Below are 25,820 nucleotides of genomic sequence, written 5' to 3'. Positions count from 1 at the left end.
TGTCACTACTTCCTGCATAAATCCTCGACGGTCCACGTCACTTGTTGCGACGCATGCGACAAAGTAAGCTTCGCGAAGAAACTGATTCGAGCTGTGGTGCGGCCCGCATGGCCATGCGGTCGCGGCACGGCAGGATGCCTCGGGAGGGGCCGGAGCGGGAGAGCGATGTCCTATGCTGCGCGCATGGTCCCGCCATCCGGGGCGGTCGGCCTTCGCTCGTCCATTGGGCTGTGGGGGTCGGTCGCTCATTCCGCCCGGCCCGTCCTGCGGGAGCTTCTGGTCAACGGCCCGCAGACGCGCACCCAACTCGCCCGCACCCTGGGGATGTCCACCGGCAGCCTGACCCGGCTCACGAAGCCGCTGGTGCACTCGGGCCTGGTCGTCGAACGCGGCGTGGTGCACGATCCGGACAACGGGCGTCCCACGCGCCCGCTCGATGTCGCGGCCGACAAGCACCGTTTCCTGGGCGTGAAGATCACCGCCGACCGGCTGCACGCGGTCACCACCGACCTGCGGGCCCGCGTGCTGCGCCGCGCGGACGAACCGCTCGACAGCCGGGACCCGGCCGACGTCTGCGCGCGGATCGCGGGGCTCAACGAGCGCCTTGCCGCCGGCGGCCCGGCCCACCTGGCGGTGGGTGTCTCGCTCGGCGGCCACCGGCAGTCGGCGGACCCGGCGGGACCCGCGCTGTTCGACGCGCCGTTCCTCGGCTGGGAGGGCGCCCCGCTGCCCGAACTGCTGGCGCGGGCACTGCCGGTGCCGTGCACGGTCGAGAACGACGTGTTCGCCCTCGCTCAGGCCCAGGCGTGGTTCGGCGGCGGCCGTGACCTGACGGACTTCGCGCTGCTGACCGTGGGCGCCGGCATCGGGTACGCGCTGGTCGTCCAGGGGCGGGCGCTGCCGCTGACCCCCGCGGACCAGTGGGAGTTCAGCCACCACGTGCTCGATCCGGGGGGACCGATGTGCCCCGAGGGCCACCGTGGGTGCGTCGGCGCCTACTTGAGCACGCGGTCGATCCTGGGCGCGGCGGCCCACGGCCTGCACCGGGCGGTCACGCTCGACGAGGTCATCGGGCTGGCGCGGCAGCGGGAGCCGGTCGCGCTCGGCGTGGTGAGCCTGGCGGCCTGGGCGCTGGGCGCGACGATCGCGACCATCGCGAACGTCTCGCTGGTCAAGAACGTCGTCATCGGCGGGGAGCTGGTCGCGCTCGCCGACGAGGGAAGGCAGCACATCGAGGACGGCTTGGCGCAGCGGCGGCACCGGGACCACAGGGCGCTGACCCTGTCGCTGCTGCCCGCGGACTTCACCGAGTGGGCGCGGGCCGCGGCGGCGGCACCGATCCGCTCCCTCATCCTCAACGAGGGCTGACCGCCCGGCGGCCGGGCACGCGTCCGCGCCCGGCGCGGGGTCGCGGCGACCATCGGCCAGGTACCGGCGCGCTCCGGTCCGGGAACGGCGGCGCCGTGCCCGTTCAGGGCTCGATGTCGAACGAGCGCAGCCACAGCTCCAGGGTCAGCACCAGCCACAGCTTGCCGCCCTGCCGGGGCAGCAGCGTGCCCCGGCCGCGCAGCCACGTGCGCACGGTGTCGGGGCGGAACAGGCCGCGGGCGCGGGCCGCGCGGCTCAGCAGCAGGTCGTGGCCGAGGTCGCGCAGCGGCCCGTTCAGCCACTGCTGCACCGGCACCCGCATGCCGCTCTTGGGCCGGTCGACGACGGTGGCGGGCAGCAGGTCGCGCACCGCCTCCTTCAGGATCCACTTCTCGGCGGTGCCCGCCAGCTTCTGCCCGGGCGGCACCCGGAACGCGTGGTCGACCACCGCCCGGTCGAACAGCGGCGCGCGGCCTTCGAGTCCGGTGGCCGCGGTGATGCGTTCCACCTTGGTGAGGATGTGGTGCGCGCCCTTGGTCCGCAGGTTCGCGTGCAGCAGCTGGTTGAGCAGGCCGGTCATGCGCCCGGGGCGCAGGTAGGGGGCGACGGCGTCCGCCGGGGGCGGGGCGCCGTCGAGCGCGGCGAGCGTGTCGGGGGTCAGCAGCACCGGCAGGTCGCCGTGGCACTTGCGGTAGGAGTCGATGTACGCGCGGGCGCGCGCGCCGGGCGAGGGGTCATCGCGGTGCAGCTCGTGGATGAGCATCGGCAGGTTCTTCGGGCCGCCGAACACCGGGTCGCCGCCCTCGCCGTTGAGCACCACCCGCATCCCGTCGGCCGCGACGGCCTCGGCGAGCAGCAGGTTCGGCACGGTCAGCGGGTCGCCGACCGGGGAGTCGAGCAGGGCCACGGTCTCGGGCAGCCGGGCCGCGACCGCGGAGCCCGGCACGGTCAGCACGCGGTGCCCGGTGCGGCAGTGGGCGGCGACCAGGCCCGAATAGCCCAGCTCGTCCTGGGTGTCGGGGCCGAAGGCGATCGAGTAGGTGTGCACGGGCGCGTCGTGCAGCCGCGCGGCGAGCGCCGTGACCAGGCTGCTGTCGACGCCGCCCGACAGCAGCACGGCGGCCGGTCCCGCGGCGGGCAGGCGGCGCGCGGTGGCGTCTTCGAGGAGCGCGCGCAGGGCGGCGGCGTGCTCGGACGGCGGCAGGTCGGCCACGTCCTCCGCCGGCTCCCAGAACGTCTCCTCCGCCGTGCTCCCGTCGGCGCGCAGGCGCAGGCAGCGGCCAGGCAGCGCCTCCCGCACGCCGCGCAGCAGCGTCTCGCGGCCCGGCAGGTAGGCGAAGGTGAGGAACGAGCGCACCGCGGGCAGGTGCAGCCCGGCGTCCACGCCGGGCCAGCGGCGCAGGGCGCGCAGCGAGGTGGACGCCGCGAACGCGTCGCCCGCGCGGGCCCAGAACAGGGTGCGCGCGCCCACGTGGTCGCGGATCAGGACGAGTTCGTCGCCGTCGGCGACGGCGAGCGCGAACATGCCCTCGGCCGCGGCGAGTCCGGCCGTTCCGAGCTTGGCGTAGGCGTGCAGCAGCAGTTCGCCGTCCGTGCGGTCCTGGGGCACGGCGCCCTGGCCGAGCAGGGCGCGCAGCCGGTCCGCGTTGAACAGCGTCACCTCGCCCACCGCCGTGAGACCGGCCGCCTCGAACGGCCCGCTGGCCGGTCCCGGGCCGTCGAACAGCCCGAACGCCTGCCGCCCCACGGCCCGTACCGACCCGGCGCCGGCCGCGCCGAGCGGTCCTGCCGGATCGCGGGCCGCCAGGCACGCGCCCCATCGCGCCACGGTTCGCTCCTCCTCAGCCGAAGTCGTCGTCGTCGAATCCGCCGGTGTCGTCCCAGTCGCCGTAGTCGCCCTCCTCGTCGGCCCCGGGATCACCGCCGCCGCCCGCGCCGCCCTGCGCCTCGGCCTCGCGCCGCAGCTCCTCCTCCTCGTCGGCGCCCAGGACGGTGGGCGGCAGGGCGATCGCGCCGAGCGCGAGCCCGCCCGCGACCGCCGCGACGGCGACGCCGGAACGTCCGCCCGCAGAGGTGCGGTTGACGGTGAGCACGCCGTCGCTCCACAGGGTCCTGCCCCAGCCGCCCTCGCGGCCGTAGAGCACCCGGCCGTCGGCGTACGCGCGCTTGACGAGGTCGCGGCCGAGCGGCTCGTCGGTGCCGTGGGCACCGCGGTCGTCGCGCCAGTGCACCATGCGGCCGGCGCCCCGGCTGCGCCACTCGGAGCGGCCGTCGGAGTAGCGGCGGTGCACGGAGCGGTCGGCGAGCAACTCGTCCGTGTAGGTGATCTCACGCCTGGGCGGCTGGGACACGGGGCCTTCCGTTTCTTCCGTCGTGGTCCGGTGGCGCGGTGGCCGGCGGGGTGCGGCCGACGGGCCCGGCCCTCATGCCGCGGGCCAGGTGAGGAATCCGCTCGCGCGCGCCTGGCGCCGCCCGGCGCGCGGCGGGGCGCGCCGGACGCCGCGCACGAGCCGGTGCACGGTGCGCAGCAGCGCGGCGGGGCGGACCGCGGCGACCTCGACGCCGCGACCGCGCGCGAGCCAGCGGTGTTCCCACGCGTCGGAGGACGCCGGGGGCGGCGCGGCCGGTTCCTCCCCGGTGCGGTGCGGCAGGTGCAGCGCGCCGGCCTGCCGGGGGCGCAGGCCGATGGGCACGACCGCGACGCCGGGCGGCACCCCGGCCTCGGCCGCCGCGCGGGCGGCGAAGGCCAGTCCTGCGGGCGAGGCGTCGTGCAGGACGTACACGCGGGCCCGTTCCGCGTGGGCCAGCATGCCCGCCACCCGTGCGTCGAGCGGGAGTTCGGCCGCGCCGAACACGGGGCACGCGGACTCCATCGGCAGCCCGTTGGCCCGCAGCATCGCGGCGATCTCGTCCGACTCGCACAGCAGCAGCCGGGGCAGGCCGTAGTCGAACAGGTCGGGTTCCGGCGTGTGGCGCCCCGGCGCCCGCCGGGCGGCCGGGGCGGGCGGCAGCAGCCCCGGCACGTCGCCCGCGCGGCGCAGCGCGGCCTCGAACGCGGCGGGCCGCACCGGCGGGCGCGCCGTGAACCGGAGGCGGCGCGGCGCGAGGTGCCAGGGCCGCAGGCCGCGGCACAGCTCGTAGTACAGCTGGCGTTCGGTGAACAGGATGCCGCCGGGCTCGGCCGCGCGCCGGGCGGCGGCGCGCAGCGCCCGGTCGAGCAACGCGCCGGACGGTCCCGCCCGTTCGCCCGCCCCGGCCGTCCCGGCCGTCCCGTCCTGCGGTGTCGGCCGCGGGGCGGTCACCGGGCCTCCGGCCAGGTGAGGAAGCCGGTCTCGCCCGCCCCGCGCCCCGCGGGCGCGGCGGCCCCCGCGGCGGTGACCCGGGCGACGGCGCCCGCCACCGCCGCGAGCAGCTTGGCCGGCGGTATCGCGGCCACAGGGAACCACCAGCCGCCGGCGGCCCACGCCGCCTCGTCCTCGCGCAGCCGCACCGGCGCGGCGTGCACCCACTGGAGCCGCGCGGTCAGGTCCACGGCGCGCTTGGGCGCGTCGGCGCGCAGGAGGACGGCCGTCCTGGGGTCGCGGCGCATCACGCTGCGCGGCAGCAGGCCGATGCCGCGGGCGCGCGGGCCCAGCCGCGCGCGGGCGACGGCCCAGTGGTGGAGTCCCTGGCCGCCGGCGTCGTGCAGCACGAGCACCGGCACGCCGTCCGGCACGTCCTCCGGCGTGGCGGCCAGGGCCATGCGGTGGGTCTCGGCGGCGCCGTTGGCCGCCAGGCAGGCGAGCACGCCCGCGTCGTGGCACAGCAGCGCGACGCGCGGGTGGGCGACGGCGGGCAGCGGGACGCGGGTCTCGTCGACGAGACCGGGGGGCGGTGAGCCGTAGACGGCGGGCCAGCGCTCAAGCACCAGGGGCCTGAACTCCTCGTAGGGCATGGGGACGTCGATCGGTCCCCACTTCCTGGCCCGCCGGCGTCCCCGCAGGACGAGAAGCGTGACGATGAGCAGCAGCCCCAGGGCGCCGACGATGATGGGTGTGAGCGCCTCGGCCCGGTTGTTGGTGATCGCCGCCGCGATGGCGGTGAGCACGACCAGGACGAACGCGGCGCCGCCCAGGCAGCCTTCGAGGGACTGGTCCGCCGCGGGGATGCGGCCCCGGGCGGCGGCGTACCACAACTGCCGTGCCGTGTAGGTGGTCCGCCCCTCGTCGCCGAGGCGCGCGGCGAGCTTGCGCACGCGCACGTCGTGCAGGTGGAGGTCGTTCTCCTTGGGTTCGAGCGCGAACTGCCGCTTGCACACGGAGCAGGTGCGGTCCTTGCGCTCGACCTGTTTCAGACTGCTGTCGCAGTGCGGGCAGATCATGCGGCCCCCCTTCCGCGATACACCGGGGGCGATCGTACCGGAGGGCACCGACAGAGGGGAGGGACAGAAGGGAGGGGCAGAGGGGAGGGGCGCGCACGACGGAGCGTGACCGCCCGCTGTTAAAATCTGCGCGGAATTCCGGCGTTCTCACCGCGCCGTGACCGCGTTCTTCACCGGGGGGCCGCACCGTGCCGGAACATCGCATGAAGGTCGACGCCGACGCGGAGAACGAGGTGCGGGACGTGGCGGCCTTCACCGACGCCGCCCGCTGCGTCGTGACGCCGGTGCTGCGGCTTCCCGAGGACGTGGCGCTCGCGGTGGTCGGCGCGTTCGCGCGCGTGGTGCGGGACGCGAAGGCCAGCGCGGCGGCGACGGCGCCCGACGGCGAGGGGATCGTGCGGTCCCAGACCTTCGAGGAGGGCGACGTCTACATGCTGGAGGCGCCCTTCGACGGGTTCTTCGCGGACCGCTATCTGATGGACTTCTACAACGTGCGCGAACGCGACCTGTGTTCGCGCATGCACGTCCATACCGGGCTGCGTTTCGTGCGGATGATGACCGGTCCTGACACGCGGATTCGGGTGAGCAGCCTCTCGCCGTTCGACGTCACGCACGTCGAGGGGGTCACGCCGTTCGTGCCGCACACGTTCGAGGACGACCTGCCCGACGCGCCCGCGGGCGTGCGGCGCACGCGGCACAACCTGGTGGTGCCGCCCTGCTCGTTCGTCGACGTGCAGATACCCCGGGGCGTGAGCCACCAGTTCAACGCGGTGGGCGAGCACGCCGTGATCGACTCCGTGCACCCCGAGGAGTCGATCGAGACGTTCAGGGAGCGGATGTCGGGCTACCGGATGATGGCGCAGACCGTGTTCCTGGCCGAGGAGTTGCCGCCGGCCGCGACGTGCGCGGACCTGCCCCCCGGGCGGCCCGGCGTGTGAGCCCCGCCGGGCGCGGGGCTCACGCGCCCCGCGCCCGGGGGCAGGCGGTGTCAGATCGCGACGCCGAAGTCCTGCGCGATGCCCGCGAGGCCGCTGGCGTACCCCTGGCCCACGGCGCGGAACTTCCAGTCGGCGCCGCTGCGGTACAGCTCGCCGAAGACCATCGCGGTCTCGGTGGCCGCGTCCTCGCTGAGGTCGTAGCGGGCGATCTCGGTGCCGTTCGCCTGGTTGACGATGCGGATGTACGCGTTCCGCACCTGGCCGAAGTTCTGGCCGCGGGAGTCCGCGTCGTAGATGGACACCGGGAAGACGATCTTGTCCACGTCGGCGGGCAGCCCGGCGAGTTCGACGTTGATCTGCTCGTCGTCGCCCTGGCCCTCGCCGGTGCGGTTGTCACCGGCGTGCACGATGGTGCGGTCGGGCGTCTGCTTGTTGTTGAAGAAGACGAAGTGGCTGTCCGAGTACACCCGGCCGGCCGCGTTCACGGCGATGGCGCTGGCGTCCAGGTCGAAGTCGGTCCCGGTGGTGACGCGCACGTCCCAGCCGAGCCCGACGGCGACGGCGGTCAGGCCCGGGGCCTCCTTCGTGAGCGAGACGTTTCCGCCTTTGGTCAGGGACACGGCCATGAGGTCTCCTTGGGCTGCGGGCGCCGGAGTTGTCGCCCGGCGCCGGAGTCGAGTGCACCCCAAACTACGGCACGCCCGCACGGACCGGACGGCCAGGACCGCGCCGGGCGGCGGCCGGCGGGAACGGCCCGCACGCCGCCCGGCCGCCTCGGGTCCCCCGCCCGCGGCGGCCGGCGGGCCTGTCGGCGGGCGTCGTTAGGATGGCCGGTGTGGAGCTGGAGTTCGCCGACATAGCGCCGGGCGACGCCCGGCTGGAACGGGACGTGGCGCCCCTGATCAGGACGCTGCGGCCCGCACTCGGCGCGGCGGGGTTCACCGCGTTCGCGAACGAGGCGCACGGGCAGGGCCTGGTGTTCACGGCCGCCTACGACGCGGCGGGGGGCTGCCCCGGCGTCGTGACGCACCGGGTGCTTGCGACCAGCCGCGGCCGGGTCCTGTGCGTCGACGACCTGGTGACGGCGCCCGACCGGCGCTCGGGCGGCGTGGGGCGGCGGCTGATGGACGAGATGGCGGACCGGGCGCGGCAGGCGGGCTGCGTGCGGATCGAGCTGGACTCGGGGACCGGCAACCACCGCGCGCACCGCTTCTACCACCTGTGGCGCATGTCCATCTCGGCGCTGCACTTCACGCGCGACATCGTCTGAGGCGGGGTCGCGCGCGGCCGGTAGGGGGCGCGGGTAAGGGGGGCCGGCCGGCCTGGGGTCCGCGGGGAACGGACGATACGGGCGTGACGCGTGCGGCCTGAGGGGCCGCCGCCCGGCGGAACCAGGGCTTTCGCGGGCATATCCCCCACAGGCCCGCCCACCGCACCGGTACCGCCCCCGCCTCCGGACCGGTGTGCCGGGCGGCGCGCGTAGGGGACGGCTAGGGGCTGACGGCCGGGGGCTGCCGATCGTAGCCTCCTTGGTGCACGCGACCTGCCGGTGCCAGGCCGCGGGAAAGCGCTGGTCACGCGGCCGATGGCGGCGCGGCACCCCCGGTGCCCGACGCCCGCGGCCGGGGGCGCGCCGCCGAGGGCGCGGCGGGCGACGGCCGGGCCCGGATGGGGGGACGCATGATCGCCGGAATCGGTGCCGTCGACCGGATCGAAGGCGCCGCCCCCGTGGGCCCGCGGGCCGACGACGAGGTCCTGAGCGCGTTGTGCGCGGCCCTGTTCGCCTCGCTGCCGCGTGCCGACCAGCGCAGGCGCGGCGCCGACTACGTGCGCGGGCTGCTGCACGTGCCCGGCCGCAAGTCCATCCGCAACATCGCGTCGCTGCTCGGCGGCGGAGCCGCCGTGGAGCAGCGTCTGCACCACTTCGTGTGCGGTTCCACGTGGCGCTGGGACCCGGTGCGGGTGGCGCTGGCCCGGCACGCGGCCCGCGCGGCGCCGCCGAGCGCGTGGGTGGTGCGGCCGATGAGCATCCCCAAGAGCGGCGGCGGTGCCGTGGGGGTGGAGCGGTGCGGCTCGCCGGCGTTCTACACGCAGCGGGCCATGGGCGTGTGGCTGGCCTCGGAAACGGCCGCGTACCCGGTGAACTGGCGGTTGCTGCTCTCCCGCGCCTGGCTGGAGGACCGGGTGCGGCGGACGCAGGCGTCCGTTCCCGACTCCGCCCGCCCGGAGACGCCGGGGACCTGCGCGGTCGAGGCGTGCCTCGGCCTGGCGCGCGCCGGGCGGCTGCCGCCCAGGCCGGTGGTCATGGACGCCCGGCGGATGGACGCGGTCGCGGTGAGCGGGCGGCTGAGCGCGGCGGGGCTGCCGCATCTCCTGCGGGTGGACGGGGCGTTGCCGCTCGCGGCGGCCGACCCCGCGCTCGACGCGTACCACGGCGCCCCGCTGCCCGCCGAGCGCCTGATGCGCGCGGCGGCGCGCATGCGCCGCCCGTTCCGCTGGAGCGGTTCCGGGCCCGGCGGTCTCGCGGCGGCGGCGCGGGTCCGCCTCCCCGAACGGCGGGCGGGCGCGGTGGGCGCGCGGCACGGGGATCTCGCGCTGGTCGGCGTGGCCGGCCCTGGTCAGCGGTGGCCCGGCGAGCTGTGGCTGACGGACGTGCCCGCGCCGGCGCCGGAACTGGCCCGGCTGACGCGGCTCGTGCAGCGCGTCGGCCGGGAGTTCGCCGAGGTCGGCGACCGGGTCGGCATCCGGGACTTCGTGGGCCGGTCGTTCGCGGGCTGGCACCGGCACATCACGCTCGCGTCGGCCGCGCACGCGGTGACGGTGCTCTCGCGGCCGACCGCGGCGGGCGAACTCGCGGCGGCGTCCTGAGCACGCGGGGGCCGGCGGCTGCGGCGGGCGCGCGCCGGGTCCCGCCGGAATGTCTGGTTCCCGTTTTCTCGCGCCCGGATTCCGTGGCATTTCCCGTCCGTGGCCGCACACGGAATGCGACAATTCCCCGGCCCATGCTGCGCAGCGTTATCACTACCAATGGGTAACGCGAAGATCGCGGCGCTTTGTGCGCGCCCGCGCCCCCCGTCAACCCCTATCGGCCCGTGGATCACCCCCGAAGTTGGCACCTGTTCGGGGTAACGGGCCCGTTCTTCGTGTGACACACTCCTGCCCAGTGATTCCGGCGGGGACGACGGCGACCCCCGGGCAGCACGGCGGGTGGGCACACATGCGCGGAGAAGCGCCTGTGCGTGCGCACCTCTCCGCCGGGCGTTCCGGTGGCCGAACCGTGCGCTGACCCCGCACGCGGCGGGCCGTGCGGCCCCGCGCCGGATCACACGGGGACGATCGCGGCTGCCGCCTCGACCGGGCGGTCCTCGCGCGGACGCCCCCGGGAACCATCGGACGTTCAGGGGGAACGGGGATGCGCGAACAGTTCCTCGGCGCCCGGCCCGGCCGCTCGCGCGGCCCGGCCGGCCCACGGGGGCACACCCGTGATCACGGCGCCCGCACGCGGTCGCGGGCCGGAGCGGGCGGAAGCCGCGCGGCGCCTTTACCTTCGTGAACGCGGGCCCTCCCGCTTTCCCTCTCCACCGACCGGCCCTGTGCCGGACAACGGCCGCGCCGCACGCGGAACGCTGTGCTGCGCGCATCTCCCTTTGCTCGACCTGCCGCACACGAGGAGACTCACCGCGTGGTTCTGGTGCAGCGCGAAGAACAATTCACGCACGTAAAAAACGCGTTCGACAACTGCCGTGGCAAACGCCGCGGACACGTCGCGCTCATCTCGGGCGCGGTGGGCAGCGGAAAGACCTCGCTGCTCGAATCCCTCAGCGAACAATTCGCCCGGGACAACGGACATGTGCTGCGCGCCGCGGGATCGCCGTCGGAACGGGACATTCCGCTGGGCGTCATCGGGCAGCTGCTGCACGGCGCGGATTTCCCGGAGCGCATCCGGCGCCTCATCGAAGGACTGCTGCCCGCGTACGCGCCGCACCGCGCGGGCGCGCCGGCCGTACCGAGACCCTCGCTCGCCGGCCGGCACGCCCCGGTGCTGCACCGGCTGTTCGCCGCACTCGGTGAACTGACGCGCGGCGGGCCCCTGGTGCTCGCCGTCGACGACGTGCAGCACGCCGACTCGGCCTCGCTGCACTGCCTCCTGTACGTCATCAGGCGGCTGCGGCACGAGCCGGTGCTGGTGCTGATGACGGAGGCGCCGATGCTGCGGCTGCCGCACCCGCACTTCCGCGCCGAACTGCTCAGCCAGCCCCACTTCTCGCGGGTCGTGCTCCAGCCGCTGACCCGCGACTCCCTGACGCGGCTCGCCGGGCGCGGCCTCGACCCGTCCGAGGCCAGGAGCGCGGCGGAGCGGGCGCGGGCCCTCACCGGCGGCAGCCCGCTGCTCGCGCGGGCGCTGCTCGACGACCCCTCCGCCCGGCTCGGCGACTCCGAGGGCGCGGTGCCCCCGGGCGGCGGGCCGTTCGAGCAGGCGGTGCTCGGGTGCCTGTACCGGCACGAACCCGCCGTGCGCCAGGTCGCGCAGGCGCTCGCCGTGCTCGGCGGGGACGCGTCGGCGGACGTGGTGGCGCACGTGCTCGGCGTCGCCGCGGAATCGGTGGTGCGCGCCGCGCACATCCTGCGCGTGTCCGGGCTCGTCGAGGGCGACGAGCCGCGGCACCCGCGGATCACCCGCGCGGTGCTCGGGGACATGCCCGCGGACGCGCGCCGCCGGCTGCACGCGCGCGCCGCCGAACTCCTGCACCGCCGCGGGGCCAGTCCCGCGGTCGTGGCCGGCCACCTCGTCGCGGCCGACCGGGCGGAGGACGGGTGGGCGGTCCCGGTGCTCCGGAAGGCCGCGGCGCAGGCGCTGTCGGCCGGGCGCCCTGAGTTCGCCGGGGCCTGCCTGCGGCAGGCGTGGCGGGCGGAGTCCGACGAGGACCGGCGGGCCGACCTCGAAGCGCGGCTGATCATGGCGCGCTGGCAGGTCAACCCGCTGTCGGCCGAGGCCCATCTGCCCGAGCTGCTGGCCACCATCGGGCAGCGCGGCGCCTCGGTCTCCGGCGCGGTGTCCGCCGTGACCTCGCTGCTGTGGCAGGGGCGGGCCGACGAGGCGGGCGACGTGCTCGACCGGTGCGCGAGCGCGGACGGGCGGGACGCCGCGGACGCGGCCCTGCTGACGGCGATGCGCATGCTGCTCGCGCTGTGCCGGCCCGGTCTCGCGGCCGACGCCCTGGCCGCCTCGGGCCGCACGCGCGGCGGCCCCCGCGTCCCGGTGGTGAGCCCGCAACTCGAAGCGCTGACCGTGCTGTACGAGGCGCTGTTCCCCTCGGGGGAACGCGGGCTCGTGGCGCGCGCGGAGCAGATCGTCAGGCGCCACAACGGCGAGGCCGGGGCTCCCGGACTGCTGGCAGGGCCGCTGCTCGCCCTGCTGTGGGCGGGGCGCGCCGACCGGGTCGCGGCCTGGACGGACACGCTGCTCGGCCGCCCCTCGGCGCGGCACGCGCCCGTCTGGCGGGCGATATGGGAGGCCGTCAGGGCCGAGGCGCTGCTGCGGCTCGGGGACCTGCGGGGCGGCGAGCGGCACGCCAGGTCGGCGCTCGAATCGATCACGCCGCAGGCGTGGGGCGTCGCGGTGGCGGGGCCGCTCGGCACGCTCATCACGTGCGCCACGGAGGCGGGGCGGCTCGACGAGGCGGAGACGTGGCTCGCGCACCCGACGCCGGACGGCATGTTCCGCACGCCCCTCGGGGCGCACTACCTGGCGGCCCGCGGCAGGTACCACCTGGCGGCCGGGCGCGCCGGGGCCGCGGGCGAGGACATCGAGCGGTGCGCGGACCTGATGGGGCGGTGGCGGCTGGACGCGGCGGGTTTTGTCCCCTGGCGGCTCGAACTGGCCCGGGTGCGGCTGGAGTCGGGGCAGGAGGCGGAGGCGGCGGGGCTGTTGCGGGAGCAGCTGGCCGACGAGGGGCGCCTGGACGAGCGCACGCGCGGGCGCGCGTTGCGATTACTGGCCGGGACGGCGGGTCACGACCGCGCGGAAGGGCTGCTCTCGGAGGCCGTCGACGTTCTCCAGGCGGCGGGCGACAAGGTCGGACTGGCCCGCGCCCTGGGCGATCTGGGGCACGCGCTGCGGCGTGCGGGCGACTCGGTCCGCCCGCACCCGCTCCTGCGCAGGGCGCATCAGCTGGCGCTCGAAGCGGGGGCCATGGCCCTGGCGAACGAGCTGATGTGGCCCGGCCCCGCGCCCGGCGCCGTTCCCGTGCGGGAGGTGGCCGGTGGCGGGCGGGGGCCGGGCGACCCGGGGCACGAGGCGTCGCGGGTGGGGCACGGCCTGAGCGAGGCGGAGTTGCGGGTGGCCGCGCTCGCGGCGCTCGGGCACACCAACCGGCAGATTTCGAGCAAGCTGTTCATCACCGTGAGCACCGTGGAGCAGCACCTGACGCGTGCCTACCGCAAGCTCGGGGTGAAGCGCCGCGCCGACCTGCCGGCCGAACTGGTCGCCCACGCCGAGGAGGCGGCCGACGCGTCCGAGGCGGTGTGAGCGTCAGCCGCCGTCGCGGCACAGGCCGCGGCCCGGGCCGCCCGTCCCCTGCGGGGCGGGGCCCGGGCCGACCACGCGGCAGGCCAGGCCGACGGGGTCGGCGGCGATCTCCGGGTGGGCGCCCAGGTCCCACGTGAAGAAGCCGCCCACGCCGTTGGAGGTGACCAGGGTGCGGCCGTCGGGGGTGAAGGCGATGTTCTCGTGCACGTTCGCCTCGACCACGGTGGCCAGGTGGGCCTCGGCCGGCTCCGCCACGTTCCACAGCCAGACCCGGCCCTCGGCGTCGGAGACGCCCAGCAGCGCGCCGCCCGAGTGGTACGCCATGTCGAGGTCGACAGGGCCGTCGTTCCCGGGCCACCGGGTGCCGCCGACGGCCGGGACCGTGACCGGGGCCTCGCGGAAGTCCCAGAGGGTGACGGCCCGTTCGCGCCCCTCGGCGTCGGGGCCCACCGCGCTGGTCGCCAGCCGCGTGCCGTCCGCGCCCAGGGCGAACGGCGCGCGGGGCCGGACCACATGGTCGTCGGGCGGCGGCACGAAGACGTCGTCCGGGAGGGGGTCGCCCGTTTCCGCGTCCAGCAGGCGCGAGCGGCCGAGCCCGTCGGGCACCAGCAGGTGGCGGCCGTCCGGGGTCCACGCGACGGCGGGGCCGACGGCGGCGTCGGCCTGGGCCGCCAGGTCGGGCGCCGGGCTCGCGGGGTCACCGACATCCCACACGCGGAGCACGTCGCCCAGGACGGCGAGCCGGGGCGCGTCAGGCGCGAAGGCCAGGGCGGCCTCGTCCGAGGGGCCCGCCGCCGCGCCGACGACCTCGGGGCGGCGGTCGGAGAGGTCCCACAGCAGCACGCGCCCGTCGCGGTGGGCGCTCGCCAGCAGGGCGCCGCCGGCGTCGAGCGCCGTGTCCAGGACGACGCTGCCCGGCCCCGGCGCGGTCGCGATCTCCTCCGGTGCCGCCGGGTCGGTGAGGTCCCACAGGGTGAGCCGTTCCGTGGTGAGCGTGACCAGGGTGCCGCCGTCCGGGGTCAGCGCCAGGTCGGGAACGCCGTCGGTGACCCGGGAGGCGAGCGGGCGCGGCCCCGGCAGCCGGCCGAGGTCCCAGCGGACCAGCTCCACCCCGTCCCTGCCCTCGCCGCCGCCGAGGTCGTCGTCGCCCCAGGTGTCCACCGACAGCAGCGCGCCGTCCTCGGGGTCGAACGCGAGCGCGGCGATGTCCACGGGGCCGGCGTAGCGGCCGGGGCCGTGCCCCGGCATGCGGGCCTCGCGCTCCGGCGCGGCCGGCTCGCTCAGGTCCCACACGGCGACGGCCCGGTCCTCGGTGCCGCCGGTGGCCAGGCGCCGGCCGTCGGGCGAGAACGCCAGGCCGCTGATGTCCGCGTCGTGGGCGCGGCGCACGCGTTCCTCCTCGGGGTCCGCCGGGGTCGTCACGTCGATCACCACCAGGTCGCGGCCGTCCGCCGCGGCCACCGTGCGGCCGTCCTGGCTCAGCGCGATCCGCCGGACCCCGCCGGGCACGAGCCCGCCGGGGCGGGGGCGGGCGGGGTCGGTGAGGTCCCAGGCGCGGACGCCGCGTCCGCCCAGGACGTTGCCGGTGTCGAACGGCAGGTCCGGGTCCCGGGCGCGCCCCTGGCGGGCGGCGGTGGCGAGCACGGTGCCGTCGGCGTTCAGCGCCACCTCGTCCGTCTCGTGGACCCCGCCGGTCACGGAGAGCCGACGGGGCCGCGCGAGGTCGCTCAGATCCCACAGGGCGAGGGTGCCGCGCTCGGCCTCCGCGACGGCCGGGTCCTCGCTCCACCAGCCGGCCGCGGCCAGGACCGTGCCGTCGGCGCTGAGGGCCAGCGTCTGGGGAACGCCCTCGGCGCCCTCGACGCCGAGCGAGGCGACGCGGCGCGGCTGCGCGCCCTCCCGCAGGCCCGACAGGTCCCACACCGACACGCTTCCGTCGCAGAGGGCGGCCAGCGTCCTGCCGCCCGGCCCGGCGAGCGCGAGGTACGGGTCGGGGAAGTAGGAGGCGCAGGGCAGCCGGGCCAGGGGCGTGCGCAGGGGCGCGTGCGGGCGCGCGGTGTCGGGGCCGATGTCCCACAGGGCCAGGCCCTCGCTGTCGCCCGCCGTGACCAGGGTGCGGCCGTCCGGTGCGAGCGCGGCGTGTCCCTGCTCCTCCCCGATGCCCGTCGAACCCCGGTAGGGGGTCGCGGCCAGCGTCTCGTACAGGGCGCGGCGGGTGTCGGCCGAGGGGCGCAACGCGTGGGCGTCCAGGCCGCGTTCGAGCGAGGTGCGCGGGTCGGTCGCGCGCAGGTTCTCCGCCTCCGCGAGCGCGGCGCGGTGGTCGGCCCGCTCGCCCTGCTCCCGCGCGTGGTCCCGCTGGCGCGCCGCGTCGCGCTGCTGCGACACGGCGACCGCGGCGGCGAGGACCGCGAGGCACGCGGCGACGGCCACGCCGGCCAGGGCCCGCCGCAGCACGGTGATCCGGCGCTTCTCGTGGCGGCGCTCGCGTTCCCTCGCCGCCTCGCCCGCGGCCAGGAACTCGCGTTCGTGGGCGGGTAGTTCGGTGAGGCGCAGGGCCGCGTCGAGGCGGCTGCCGCGCAGCAGGTAGGCGGGGTCGCGGTCCGAGGCCCGCCAGTCCTCCGCGGCCGTGCGGACCTGCTGGCGCAGCAGCAGCGCGGCGGCGTCCTCCTCGATCCAGCGGCGCAGCCGGGGCCAGGCGCGCAGCAGCGCCTCGTGCGTGATCTGGGCGCCGTCCCGGTCGACCGTGATCAGGCGGGCCGCCGCGAGCCGGTCGCGCAGCTCGCCGGCCGCGTCCGGCAGGCCGTCGAGCAGTTCCGCGAGCGGGACGCGGCGGCGGGTGGCGGCGCGGGCGTCGGCGCGGTCGGGGGGCACGTGCAGCATGCGCAGCAGGAGTTCGCGCAGCACCGTGCGGTGCGCCGGACTCAGCTCCTCGTGCAGCCGCTCGGTGGTCGTGGCCACCGAGCGCCAGATGCCGCCGGTGGCCTCGTAGCCGGCGAGCGTGAGGCGGGTGCCGGAGCGGCGCAGCCAGGTCTCGCGCAGCGCGTGGGCGAGGAACGGCAGCGGCCCGGCCGCGTCCTCACCGGAACGGCCCTCGCGCAGGTCGTGCAGCAGCCGTTCGGTGAGGCCGGGTTGCAGGTCGAGCCCCACGGCGGCGGCCGGGCGCGCGACGGCGTCGCGCAACTCCCGCTCCCCCATGGGCGGAACGGTCACCTGCCCGCGATTCAGGGCCCGTTCGAGCGCGGGGTGGGCCAGGCAGCTGCCGTAGTGGTCGGCGCGCAGGCCGAGCACCACGCGCGGGCCGTCCCCGCCGCCGGTCAGGGCGGCGACGAAGGCGGCGCGCTCCGCGTCGTCCTCGCAGCGGGTGAACGTTTCCTCGAACTGGTCGACGATCAGCAGCCGGGGCGCCGTGCGGCCCGGGCGCGGTCCTGGGAACCGGCCGGCCCGCAGGGCGGCGGCCACCTCCGCGTCCTCGCGCCCCGTGGCCTCGGCCCAGGCCGCGGCCAGGGCCGCGACCGGGCGCGGTCCGGGGGCGGGGAGGAGCAGCGCGGGCCCGGCGGCCGACTCGCGCGCGGCCCACCGGCGTTCGAGCGCGGCCGTGAGCCCGGCGCGCAGCAGCGAGGACTTGCCGGAGCCGGACGCGCCGACCAGGACCACGGGCCCGGCCTCGGGTCCTGTGCGGTCGACGGCGGCCACGAGCCGGGCGATCAGCTCGTCGCGGCCGAAGAAGTGCCGGCTGTCCTCGGTGCGGAACGGTTCGAGGCCCGGGTAGGGGCAGGGCACGTCGGCCGGCGGCTCCTCGTCGCGCGCCGGGGCCGGGTAGGCGCGGTTGGCGGCCAGGCGCAGCGCGCCGAGCGTGCCCTCGCTCCTGCGGGCGGGCCGCACCCGGCCGTCGTCCGCGAACTCCCGTTCCAGCGCGGCGTGCAGGGCCTCGGGCGTCAGCCACGGCGGCCCCGCCGGGTCGCCCTCGGCCAGCAGCCGCAGCAGGCGCCCGCTGAACGCGGTGTGGCGTTCTCCCTCCGGCGCGAACGACAGCGCGTAGTGGGACGCCGAGGTGAGCAGGAAGCTGCCGCGCGGGCGCGCCGACGCGAACGCGCGCCGCGCGCCGCCGTCCGTGCGCGGTGCGCCGGCGCGGCCGGAGAAGCAGCAGTCGAGAACGGCGATGCTGCCGTGCGGCGCCTCGCCCAGCAGGTCGCGCACGGTGCGGTAGGGCACGGCGCCGGCGACGTGCCGCTCGGAGAGGCCGCGGCGGGTGGCGAGGTACAGGTCGTCGCCGGGGCCGAGCAGGCCGTGCCCCACGTAGTACAGCAGCACGGGGCCCGCCGCCCGCTGGACCGTTTCCTCGACGGCCGCCACCACCTCGTCCGGGCCCGCGCCGCCCGGCACCCGCGTGACCTGGCCAGGGGCCGCCATGCCGCAGACCTCGCGCAGCGCGGCGGCCAGGTCGTCGAGCGTGCGGTCCACGGCGGGCAGGGCGGCGAGGCGGGAGCCCGGTGCGTGCCGCCCGGTCCCGATCAGAATCGCGCGGGCACCGGGGGCGGACAGCTCACCCGCCATCGCCCGGGTCCGCGGGCGGACGGGCGAGCCGTTCGGCCAGCTCGGCCAGCTGCTCTGGCGTCAACTCGCGTGCCTGGCGGGTCGATATGGTGATCTCGGTGCCGTCGGGGCGCACGACGGTGACCGTGTGGCTGCCGCGGCGGGTCTGCACCCAGGCGATGAGCGCGCCCGCGAACGCCGCGGCGACGCCGCCGGGTTCGAGCAGGGCGACCAGCGCGTCCGCTCCCGGGCCCATCGCCCCCGGCACGGGCGGCGCCGCCTCGTCCCGCCCGACCCGGCCGCGCAGCTCGGGGACGTCCCGCAGCCAGCCGTGCAACTCGTGGACACCGGACGGCGAAGTCCCTTCGCCGGCGACGGTCATGACGACACGCATGGTCCTCCCCCTGTGTTCTGCCGCCCCCGCGTCCGAGGTTACCCACCCGGGGGCCGCGGCGCCGCTCCGATGCCCGGATTCGCCCCGGGACCCGCGGGGGCGAACGCGCCGGCGCACGGGGCTCATGCGCGAAGCGCCCTGGTGAGCATCCGCTCGCCGGGCGCGCCGCCCGCGCCCCCGCGCGCTCCCGCCGGGACGAAGCCGTGGCGCCGGTAGAGGGCGAGGGCGGGCGCGTTGTCCGTCAGGACCGCGAGGTCGAGGGCGGCCGCGCCCGACCGCGCGGCCCACGCCGCCACGGTCTCGATCAGCAGGGAGCCGAGGCCGTCGCCCCGCGCCCCGGTGCCGACCCACGGCGACCGCAGTTCGCTCCGCCGCCCGTCCCGCGGCACGCCCCTGACCATCCCGACGGGCTCCTCGCCCCGCAGGGCGACGACGTTGAGGGAGCCCGCGATGGCCAGCCGGGCGCGCCAGCGTTCCCTGCCGCCCGCGTGCCAGTCGGCGAGCCCGACGGTGAACGCGTGCGGCGCGTCGGTCAGCGCGGCGAGCCTGGCCCGCTCCCAGAGGGGCAGGTCGTCGGCCGTGAGCACCGTCAGCCGGACGCCGCCCGCGCCCGGGAGCCGCGCCGTCACGCGGTCCCGTTCCCCGGCGCCGGGGAACGGCCGGTCGGGGAACCGGCCGGGGGAACTCCGGGGGCGAGCCACGTCGTGAGCGCCATGCCCGTGGGAACGCGCCGGGGCCCCCGCGGGTTCCGGACGCATCGCGGTTCCCGGCGAAGTCCGGGCACGGAGGCGCCCGTTGGCTAGCGGGCGGCGCGGAAGGCCGCGATGCTCTCCCTGATGGCGGCCGTCACCTCCTGCTGGCGCCCGTTGAGGTAGAAGTGCCCGCCGGGGAAGGACCGCAGGCTGAACGCGCCGGTGGTGACCTCCTCCCAGGCCCGCGCCTCCTCAAGCGTGACGCGCGGGTCGCTCTCGCCGGTCAGCACGCTGATGGGGGCGCGGACCGTTTCCCCGGGCCTGTGCCTGTGGGTCTCCACCGCGCGGTAGTCGGCGCGGAGGGCGGGCAGCACGAGTTGGAGCAGTTCCTCGTCGGCGAGCACGCCCGGGTCGGTGCCGGCCAGTTCCTTCATCTCGGCGATGATGCCCGCGTCGCCGCGTTCGTGCACGACCTCGTCGCGGTGCCGCGTCGGGGAGCGCCGGCCCGAGGCGATGATGCCGAGCGGCACGTCCCCGACCTCCTTCTCCAGGCGCAGGGCCAGTTCGAACGCGAGGACCGCGCCCATGCTGTGGCCGAACAGCACCAGCGGCGTTCCCGGCTTGGCGTCGAGCACGTCGAAGATCTGGTCGGCCAGGACGTTCAGGTCCTCGGCGGCCGGTTCGAGGCGCCGGTCCTGCCGGCCGGGGTACTGGACGGAGACGACGTCGACGGCCGGGGCCAGTGCCCTGGCGAGCGGCAGGAAGTAGGGGGCGGAGCCGCCGGCGTGCGGCAGGGCGATGAGCTGGACGGCGTCCGGCGCCGCCTGCTGGAACCGGCGGAACCAGGTTTCCCGCGTACCGGAAACGGTTGTCATGGGGTGTTCGAACCTCCTGCTGGTGGCCGGGCCGCCGCTGTCGTCGGCGCCGCCGGGTGGTGTTCTGTGGTGCCGCCCGGCGCGTGCCGCCGTCGGGCGCGGTGCGGGCACTGACGGCGCTGTCAGTGTGCGGAACGCGCCCGGCGCGGACGCCGTGCGCGCTCCGCTCCCCCGGTCGGCCGGGGGCCTGGCGGAACGGACCTGGCCCTGGGTCGTTACCCCGCGGGCCGGTCCCGCGCACCGCCGCGCGGCGCGGCGGCGGGTGTGCCGGTGGGCGCGACCGGCGCGGCCGGGTGGTCAGGCGCGCGGCGCGGCGCGTCTGAGGGCGGGGGCGGGGGTCAGGCCCGTCGTCGGGTCCCGCGGGCCGGGGGCGGTCCGCCCGCGCGTGCACAGCTGATACGCCATGCTGCCACGCTAGGCAACCGGGCCCGCCCGGTGTACCCCTGCCCGGCCCCTAAAGTGCGCCCCCGGGCCCCGGGGTGACCGGCCGGTGGCCGCGCGGTTCCCCGCCGCTGCCCGGGCCGGGCCCGCCACCGGGCGGCCCGGCCGCGGCAGCCGTGCGACGGCGTCGTCAGGAGGCGTCGTCGGCCAACTGCCCCATGACCGGCCGCCACTCGGTCGCGGTGACCTCGGCGACCAGCCCTTCGGCGCGGAACGGGTCGGCCTCGGTGGCGGCGAGCGCCGCCTCCTTGCTCTCGGCGCGGATCAGCAGCAGCGCGCCGGGGCGCTCGCCGGGACCGAACGGCCCCGAGGAGACGTTGACGCCGCTCTCGACGAGGCCGCGCAGGTACGCGCGGTGCGTGGGGCGGAGCCGGTCGAGGGCGGCGGCGTCGTCGACGTAGGCGTAGGTGACGGCGAAGAGGGGCATGGCGCGTGGTTCCTTCCGGTGCGGGGGCGGGCCAGGCGGCCCGTGGCCGCGGAGGCTGCGGATCGCACCCCATCGAAGCAAGCCGGGCGGCGGCGTGCGGCGCCCGGGTGGCCCCGACTCCCGCCCACGAGAGTCATATGCGTCACACATGAGGCGTTCATGTCTCATGCGGGTTATCGTTGGCTCATGGCTTTCGATCGTGATCACGTGCTGCGGGTGGCCGCCGATCTGCTGGCGCGGCGCGCCACGGCGACCATGGAAGAGGTCGCCAGGGCCGCCGGAGTCAGCAGAGCCACGCTGAACCGGCACTTCGCGGGGCGCGACGCCCTCGTCCGCGCCCTGGAGGAGCTGGGCATCGCCGAGTGCGAGGCGGCGCTCGACGCGGCGCGCCTCGGCGAGGGCACGGCCACGGACGCGGTGCGCCGCCTGGTCCGCGAGGTCCAGCCCTGCACGGGCCTGCTCACGTTCCTCTACTCCGAGAACCAGCTGTTCGAGGGCGAGGAGCAGAACGCGGGCTGGGCCCGCATCGACGAGCGGGTCAACGCCCTGTTCCGCAGGGGCCAGGAGAGCGGCGAGTTCCGCATCGACCTGAGCGTGGCGTGGCTCACCGAGGCCCTGTACGGCCTGCTGGGCGCCGCCACCTGGGCCACCCTTGAGGGCCGCGTGGCCCGCAACGACTTCTCCCGCATGGTCGTCGAGCTGCTGCTCGGCGGCGCGACACGAAAGGACACACCGTGACGAACGCGCCGCACCCGGCCGGCCGGGAGGGCGAGCGGTCGGGCCCCGGGCGCTGGATAGCCCTGGGCGTCCTGGTCCTCGCGGTGCTGCTCGTGGCAGTGGACGCCACCGTTCTGGGACTGGCCACGCCCTACCTCAGCGAGGACTTGCAGCCCTCGGGCACCCAGCTGCTGTGGATCGGCGACTCCTACTCGTTCGTGCTCGCCGGCCTGCTCATCTCCATGGGCAGCCTGGGCGACCGCATCGGCCGCAAGCGCCTGCTGCTGATCGGCGCCACCGCGTTCGGGCTGGTCTCGGTGCTCAACGCCTACGCGCACACGCCCGAGGCGATGATCGCCGCCCGCGCGCTGCTCGGGGTCGCCGGCGCCACGCTGATGCCCTCAACCCTCGCGCTGATCCGCAACCTCTTCCCCGACCCACGCGAACGCAGTCTCGCCATCGGCATCTGGAGCGCCGCCGCCTCCGCGGGTCTCGCGCTGGGGCCGATCGTCGGCGGCGCGCTGCTCGAACACTTCTGGTGGGGCTCGGTGTTCCTGATCAACCTGCCCGTGATGGCGGTGCTGGTCGTCGTCGGGGCCATGCTGCTGCCGGAGTCGCGCACCCCCTCGCCCGGTCCTTGGGACCTGCCGAGCGTCCTCCTGTCGCTGATCGGGATGGGCTGCGTCGTCTACGCGATCAAGGAGGCCGCCGCCGACGGGTTCGTGTGGCCCACGCTCGCGGCGGGCCTGGTGGGCGCCACCGCCCTCGTCCTGTTCGTCCGGCGCCAGCGCGGGCTGCCGGCCCCGCTGGTGGACGTCGGGCTGTTCCGGCACCGCGGGTTCAGCGGCGCCGTCCTGGCGGACCTGCTGACCATCCTCGGGCTGTCGGGACTGCTGTTCTTCCTCTCCCAGTACCTGCAACTCGTCCAGGGCAGGGGCCCCATGGAGGCGGGCATCGCGGAACTGCCCGCCGCCGCGGGCGCGGTGGCCGCCGGGCTGGTCGCCGGTGCCGCGGCGCGGCGGGTCTCGGTGCGCGCGGTCGTGTCGACCGGGCTGGCCGTGATCGGCCTGGCCCTGGCCGCGCTGACCACGATCGGCCAGGCCACCGGCTATCCCCTGCTCGGCACCGTCCTGCTGCTCGTCGGCTTCGGCACCGGACTGTCGTTCACGGTCACCGCCGACGTCATCCTCACCGCCGTGCCCAAGGAGCAGGCGGGCGCCGCGTCGGCCGTCTCCGAGACCGCGTACGAACTGGGCGCCGCCCTGGGGATCGCCCTGCTCGGGTCCGTCGTCACCAACGTCTACCAGGACTTCACCGGACCGGTCGGCACGCCGGAGGGGGCGCACGAGTCGCTCGGCGGGGCCGTCGTGGCCGCGGCCCACATGCCCGCCGACGCGGCCGGGGCGCTGCTCGACGCGGCTCGCGCGTCGTTCGTCGAGGGGGTGGCCCTGGCCGCCGGCGTCGGCGCCGCCCTGCTGCTCGTGGCTGCTGCCGCCGCCTGGTTCCTGCTGCGCGGCCAGCGGCTGGGCGACGAACCCGTCCGGCACTGAGCGGACCGCCCGCCCCCGGGCGCCCGGGGGCGGGCGGCCGTCGGGGGCGCGGGGGGCCGCCGCCGTGTTCCGGCGGGGTTTCGTGCCGGTGACGATTTCGGTCCCGCATTCGGCGGACAGTCCGCATACCGTTGGACCATAACCACCGCGTATGGCACCATCCGCTTCTTCGTATGGGTTTCCCTCTGTTCCGGTTCCCGATAGCGGTGATAGAAATCCGGCGTCACCTGCGATCGACGAGGAGTTCGGATGGATTACACGCCCTGGTCACTTCTCAGTGACGCCGGACTCATCGCGGCCCTGCTCGTCACCGGAACGATCGCCCGCGCCCGGCTGGTTTTCGTGCAGCGGCTGATGCTGCCGTCCAGCGTCATCGCCGGAGGGCTCGGCCTGCTGCTCGGCCCTGAAGTCCTCGATATCCTGCCGTTCTCCGACCAGTTGGGCACCTATTCCTCCGTGCTCATCGTCGCCGTATTCGCGTGCCTCGCGTTGTCGAGCGACAGCGGGTTCGGCGCCTTCGGGAAGTCGACGGGGAGTTTTTCCCTCTATTCCATCGGCATGTATGCGGTGCAGGTCGGTATCGGCCTGGCTTTCGCGCTGATTCTGCTCGGCCCCGTCTGGGGAACCCCGGACGCGTTCGGCACCCTGCTATTCGCGGGCTGGGCGGGCGGATTCGGGACCGCGGCGGCGCTCGGCACGGCGTTCGAGGACGACGGCTGGCAGGAGGCCACCTCGCTCGGCTTCACCTCCGCGACCGTCGGCATGCTCGTGGGCATCGTCGGCGGCATCATCATCACCAACTGGGGTGCGCGCCGCGGGCACGCGGGCGGTGTGGGCCCGTTCGCCGGGCTGCCGGAGGAACTGCGCTCCGGCCTGATCCGCGAGGAGAAGGACAGGACCGCCACCGGCCGGGCCACGACCTCGGCGGTGTCCATCGAGCCGCTGGCCCTCCAGGTGTCGCTGGTGGCCGCGGTCGCGGCGGCGGCGTACGGGCTGTCGGAGTGGGTCGGGGACCTGTGGCCCGACTTCGCGGTGCCGGTGTTCGCCGTCGCGTTCCTCGTCGGTCTCGTGCTGCGCCTCGCGGTCGGCCGCACCCCCGCCTGGCGCTACGTCGACCCCCAGACGATCAAAAGTGTGTCCGGATCGGCCACCGACGTGCTGATCGTGTGCGGCATCGCCTCCATCGTGCCCAGCTTCGTGGCCGACTACCTGGCTCCGCTGCTCCTGCTGTTCGCGGCCGGTCTTGCCGTGTGCCTGTTCCTGTTCCTCGTCGTGGCGCCGCGCGTGTTCGACCGGCACTGGTTCGAGAGGGCGCTGTTCACCTGGGGCTGGGCGACCGGATCGGTGTCCACGGGCGTGGCCCTGCTGCGCATGAGCGACCCGAAGCTGAAGACCCGGACCCTCGACGAGTTCGGCCTCGCCTACCTGCCGCTCGCGCCGGTGGAGACGCTGACGGTCACGCTGACCCCCACCATCATCGCCGCGGGCGCCGTCTGGGCGCTGGCCGGCGGCTACACCGTGCTCGGCCTCGTGACCTGCGCACTCGCCCTGCTGCTCGCGCGCGGCGCGCTGCGTGCCGCGCGCGGCGGCGGCCCGGAAGGCCCCCGGGGCGGCGGGACCGCGGGGACGCCCTGACCTCCGTTCGCACGCGAACCGCGCGCTTCCGACGGAAGACCCGACCCGTAGAGCCGATCCCACCCGACCCGACTCAACCCGACTCATCCCGACTCAACCCGAAGACTCGTACGAGAACGAGAAGGAGTGTCCTCGTGGACGCCGACATCGCAGTGATCGGTCTGGGCGCCATGGGCTCCATGACCGCCTGGCAACTGGCACGGTCCGGCGCGTCCGTGCTCGGCTTCGAGCAGTACGGCCTCGGGCACGACCGGGGCGCGTCGGCGGGCGAGTCCCGCCTGTTCCGCATGGCCTACCACGAGGGCGCCGCCTACGTGCCGATGCTGCGCCGGGCCCGCGCCCTGTGGCAGGAGCTGTCCGACAGCTCGGGGCTGCCGCTGTTCCGGCCCACCGGCTGCCTGTCGATCGGCCTGCCGGAACTGCCGCAGATGCGGCGCGTGCGGGAGTCGGTGGACGAGCACGGCCTCGACCACGAGATCCTCGACCCCGACGTGCTCGCGGCCCGCTACCCGCAGCACCGCGTGCACGACGGCGAGATCGGCATCCTGGACGCGGGCGGCGGCGTCCTGCGGCCGGAGCTGGCCGTCCTCGCCGCCTGCGCGCAGGCGCAGCGGCACGGCGCGCGGCTGCTGCCGCACACTCCGGTGGAGAACGTGCGGTTCGAGGACGACCGGGTGAGGATCACCGCGGCCGGCACCGAGTACACCGCGCGCACCGTGGTCTTCACGGCCGGTCCGTGGAGCAGGCAGCTCGTGCCCGGCCTCGCGCCGCACCTGACGCTGCGCCCGCTGGTCCTGACCTGGTTCGCGCCCACGGGCGACCCGGCGGAATGGGCGCCGGAGCGGTTCCCCGCATTCATCCGCGACACCGACGGCGTCCACCTGTTCGGCGTGCCGATGATGGACGGGATGTCGGTCAAGACGGGCTTCGCCGACGCGTTCGGCGACCTGTCCGGCACGGACGAGTACACCCGCGACCTCGACGAACGGCGGCTGCGCCCGATAGGCGAGGCCGTGCGCAGTTTCCTGCCCGGCCTGCACCCCGACCCGGTCCGCTACAGCGTCTACATGGACGCGTACACCAGCGACCGCACCGCCGTCGTCGACCGGGTGCCCGGCACAGAACGCGCCCTGGTGCTGGCCGGCTTCTCCGGCCACGGCTTCAAGCTGGCCCCCGCGTTCGGCCGGATCGCGGCGGACCTGGCGCTGCGGGGCGGCACGGACCTGGATCTGGGCGCCATGTCGGCCGCGCGGTTCACCGCGGCCTGACCCCGGGCCCGTCGCAGGGAACGCCGTGAACGGCCGGGACCGGCGACGGGCCCGGCCGCGCGGGAACGGCCGCCGGGCGCGGGCGGCGGCGCG

General features: G+C 76.2%; 19 protein-coding genes. 9 read left to right on the top strand and 10 right to left on the bottom strand.

What is annotated here, in order from left to right:
- Positions 1-183 precede the first annotated feature (183 nt).
- Positions 184-1,368, top strand: a complete 1,185-nt coding sequence (locus LC193_RS22500; RefSeq protein ID WP_226076929.1) for an ROK family transcriptional regulator — start codon at positions 184-186, stop codon at positions 1,366-1,368.
- Between the two features lie 103 nt (positions 1,369-1,471).
- On the opposite strand, the gene LC193_RS22495 is transcribed toward LC193_RS22500, so the two are convergent.
- The 4 genes from LC193_RS22495 to LC193_RS22480 form a co-directional block, all read right to left on the bottom strand.
- Complete coding sequence (locus LC193_RS22495) at positions 1,472-3,196, bottom strand: asparagine synthetase B family protein (protein ID WP_226076927.1); 1,725 nt, start codon at positions 3,194-3,196, stop codon at positions 1,472-1,474.
- 13 nt (positions 3,197-3,209) lie between these two features.
- Complete coding sequence (locus LC193_RS22490; protein ID WP_226076925.1) at positions 3,210-3,719, bottom strand: hypothetical protein; 510 nt, start codon at positions 3,717-3,719, stop codon at positions 3,210-3,212.
- Between the two features lie 72 nt (positions 3,720-3,791).
- Positions 3,792-4,670 carry a hypothetical protein gene (locus LC193_RS22485; RefSeq protein ID WP_226076923.1) on the bottom strand — a complete coding sequence of 293 codons (879 nt, stop codon included), beginning with the start codon at positions 4,668-4,670 and terminating at the stop codon, positions 3,792-3,794.
- Positions 4,667-5,728 carry a hypothetical protein gene (locus LC193_RS22480; protein WP_226076921.1) on the bottom strand — a complete coding sequence of 354 codons (1,062 nt, stop codon included), beginning with the start codon at positions 5,726-5,728 and terminating at the stop codon, positions 4,667-4,669. Before LC193_RS22480 ends, LC193_RS22485 begins: the two co-directional genes overlap by 4 nt.
- Positions 5,729-5,931: 203 nt before the next feature.
- Between LC193_RS22480 and LC193_RS22475 the strand changes: the two genes are divergently transcribed.
- Positions 5,932-6,666, top strand: a complete 735-nt coding sequence (locus LC193_RS22475) for a hypothetical protein (protein ID WP_226076919.1) — start codon at positions 5,932-5,934, stop codon at positions 6,664-6,666.
- Between the two features lie 50 nt (positions 6,667-6,716).
- On the opposite strand, the gene LC193_RS22470 is transcribed toward LC193_RS22475, so the two are convergent.
- Positions 6,717-7,292: a TerD family protein gene (locus tag LC193_RS22470; RefSeq protein WP_226076916.1), complete on the bottom strand. Its 576-nt coding sequence runs from the start codon at positions 7,290-7,292 to the stop codon at positions 6,717-6,719.
- A 209-nt stretch (positions 7,293-7,501) separates the two neighbouring features.
- On the opposite strand from LC193_RS22470, the gene LC193_RS22465 reads away from it, so the two are divergent.
- The 3 genes from LC193_RS22465 to LC193_RS22455 all read left to right on the top strand — a co-directional run bounded on the left by LC193_RS22465 (position 7,502) and on the right by LC193_RS22455 (position 13,195).
- Positions 7,502-7,936: a GNAT family N-acetyltransferase gene (locus LC193_RS22465; protein WP_226076914.1), complete on the top strand. Its 435-nt coding sequence runs from the start codon at positions 7,502-7,504 to the stop codon at positions 7,934-7,936.
- A 410-nt stretch (positions 7,937-8,346) separates the two neighbouring features.
- Positions 8,347-9,534, top strand: a complete 1,188-nt coding sequence (locus tag LC193_RS22460) for an IS701 family transposase (protein WP_226076912.1) — start codon at positions 8,347-8,349, stop codon at positions 9,532-9,534.
- Positions 9,535-10,348: 814 nt separating this feature from the next.
- Complete coding sequence (locus LC193_RS22455) at positions 10,349-13,195, top strand: helix-turn-helix transcriptional regulator (RefSeq protein WP_226076910.1); 2,847 nt, start codon at positions 10,349-10,351, stop codon at positions 13,193-13,195.
- A 3-nt stretch (positions 13,196-13,198) separates the two neighbouring features.
- Here the strand turns inward: LC193_RS22455 and LC193_RS22450 are convergent, their stop codons facing one another.
- From LC193_RS22450 to LC193_RS22430, 5 genes are all read right to left on the bottom strand, one after another.
- Positions 13,199-17,749 carry a caspase, EACC1-associated type gene (locus LC193_RS22450; protein WP_264086278.1) on the bottom strand — a complete coding sequence of 1,517 codons (4,551 nt, stop codon included), beginning with the start codon at positions 17,747-17,749 and terminating at the stop codon, positions 13,199-13,201.
- Positions 17,739-18,122 (bottom strand): effector-associated constant component EACC1, encoded by a 384-nt coding sequence (locus tag LC193_RS22445; RefSeq protein WP_226076909.1) that lies wholly within the window; start codon positions 18,120-18,122, stop codon positions 17,739-17,741. The genes LC193_RS22450 and LC193_RS22445 overlap by 11 nt, the downstream gene beginning before the upstream one ends.
- A 122-nt stretch (positions 18,123-18,244) precedes the next feature.
- Positions 18,245-18,751 carry a GNAT family N-acetyltransferase gene (locus LC193_RS22440; RefSeq protein WP_226076908.1) on the bottom strand — a complete coding sequence of 169 codons (507 nt, stop codon included), beginning with the start codon at positions 18,749-18,751 and terminating at the stop codon, positions 18,245-18,247.
- A gap of 170 nt (positions 18,752-18,921) precedes the next feature.
- Entirely contained in the window at positions 18,922-19,689 is a 768-nt protein-coding gene (locus LC193_RS22435) for a thioesterase II family protein (protein WP_226076907.1), read from the bottom strand.
- A gap of 571 nt (positions 19,690-20,260) precedes the next feature.
- Complete coding sequence (locus LC193_RS22430) at positions 20,261-20,557, bottom strand: YciI family protein (protein WP_226076905.1); 297 nt, start codon at positions 20,555-20,557, stop codon at positions 20,261-20,263.
- A 186-nt stretch (positions 20,558-20,743) separates the two neighbouring features.
- Here LC193_RS22430 and LC193_RS22425 point away from each other — a divergent pair, with 186 nt between their 5' ends.
- The 4 genes from LC193_RS22425 (at position 20,744) to solA (ending at position 25,727) form a co-directional block, all read left to right on the top strand.
- Positions 20,744-21,295: a TetR/AcrR family transcriptional regulator gene (locus tag LC193_RS22425; RefSeq protein WP_226076902.1), complete on the top strand. Its 552-nt coding sequence runs from the start codon at positions 20,744-20,746 to the stop codon at positions 21,293-21,295.
- Complete coding sequence (locus LC193_RS22420; RefSeq protein ID WP_226076900.1) at positions 21,292-22,824, top strand: MFS transporter; 1,533 nt, start codon at positions 21,292-21,294, stop codon at positions 22,822-22,824. Before LC193_RS22425 ends, LC193_RS22420 begins: the two co-directional genes overlap by 4 nt.
- Before the next feature lie 249 nt (positions 22,825-23,073).
- Positions 23,074-24,459, top strand: coding sequence for a sodium/glutamate symporter (locus LC193_RS22415; protein ID WP_226076898.1), 1,386 nt, complete (start codon positions 23,074-23,076; stop codon positions 24,457-24,459).
- Positions 24,460-24,593: 134 nt separating this feature from the next.
- Complete coding sequence (solA, locus tag LC193_RS22410) at positions 24,594-25,727, top strand: N-methyl-L-tryptophan oxidase (RefSeq protein ID WP_226076896.1); 1,134 nt, start codon at positions 24,594-24,596, stop codon at positions 25,725-25,727.
- Positions 25,728-25,820 lie beyond the last annotated feature (93 nt).

Source organism: Streptomyces marincola (assembly GCF_020410765.1).
GTDB classification, from domain to species: domain Bacteria; phylum Actinomycetota; class Actinomycetes; order Streptomycetales; family Streptomycetaceae; genus Streptomyces; species Streptomyces marincola.
Note: the sequence above shows the minus strand (reverse complement) of the source record. Positions and strands in the feature narration are given on the sequence as shown.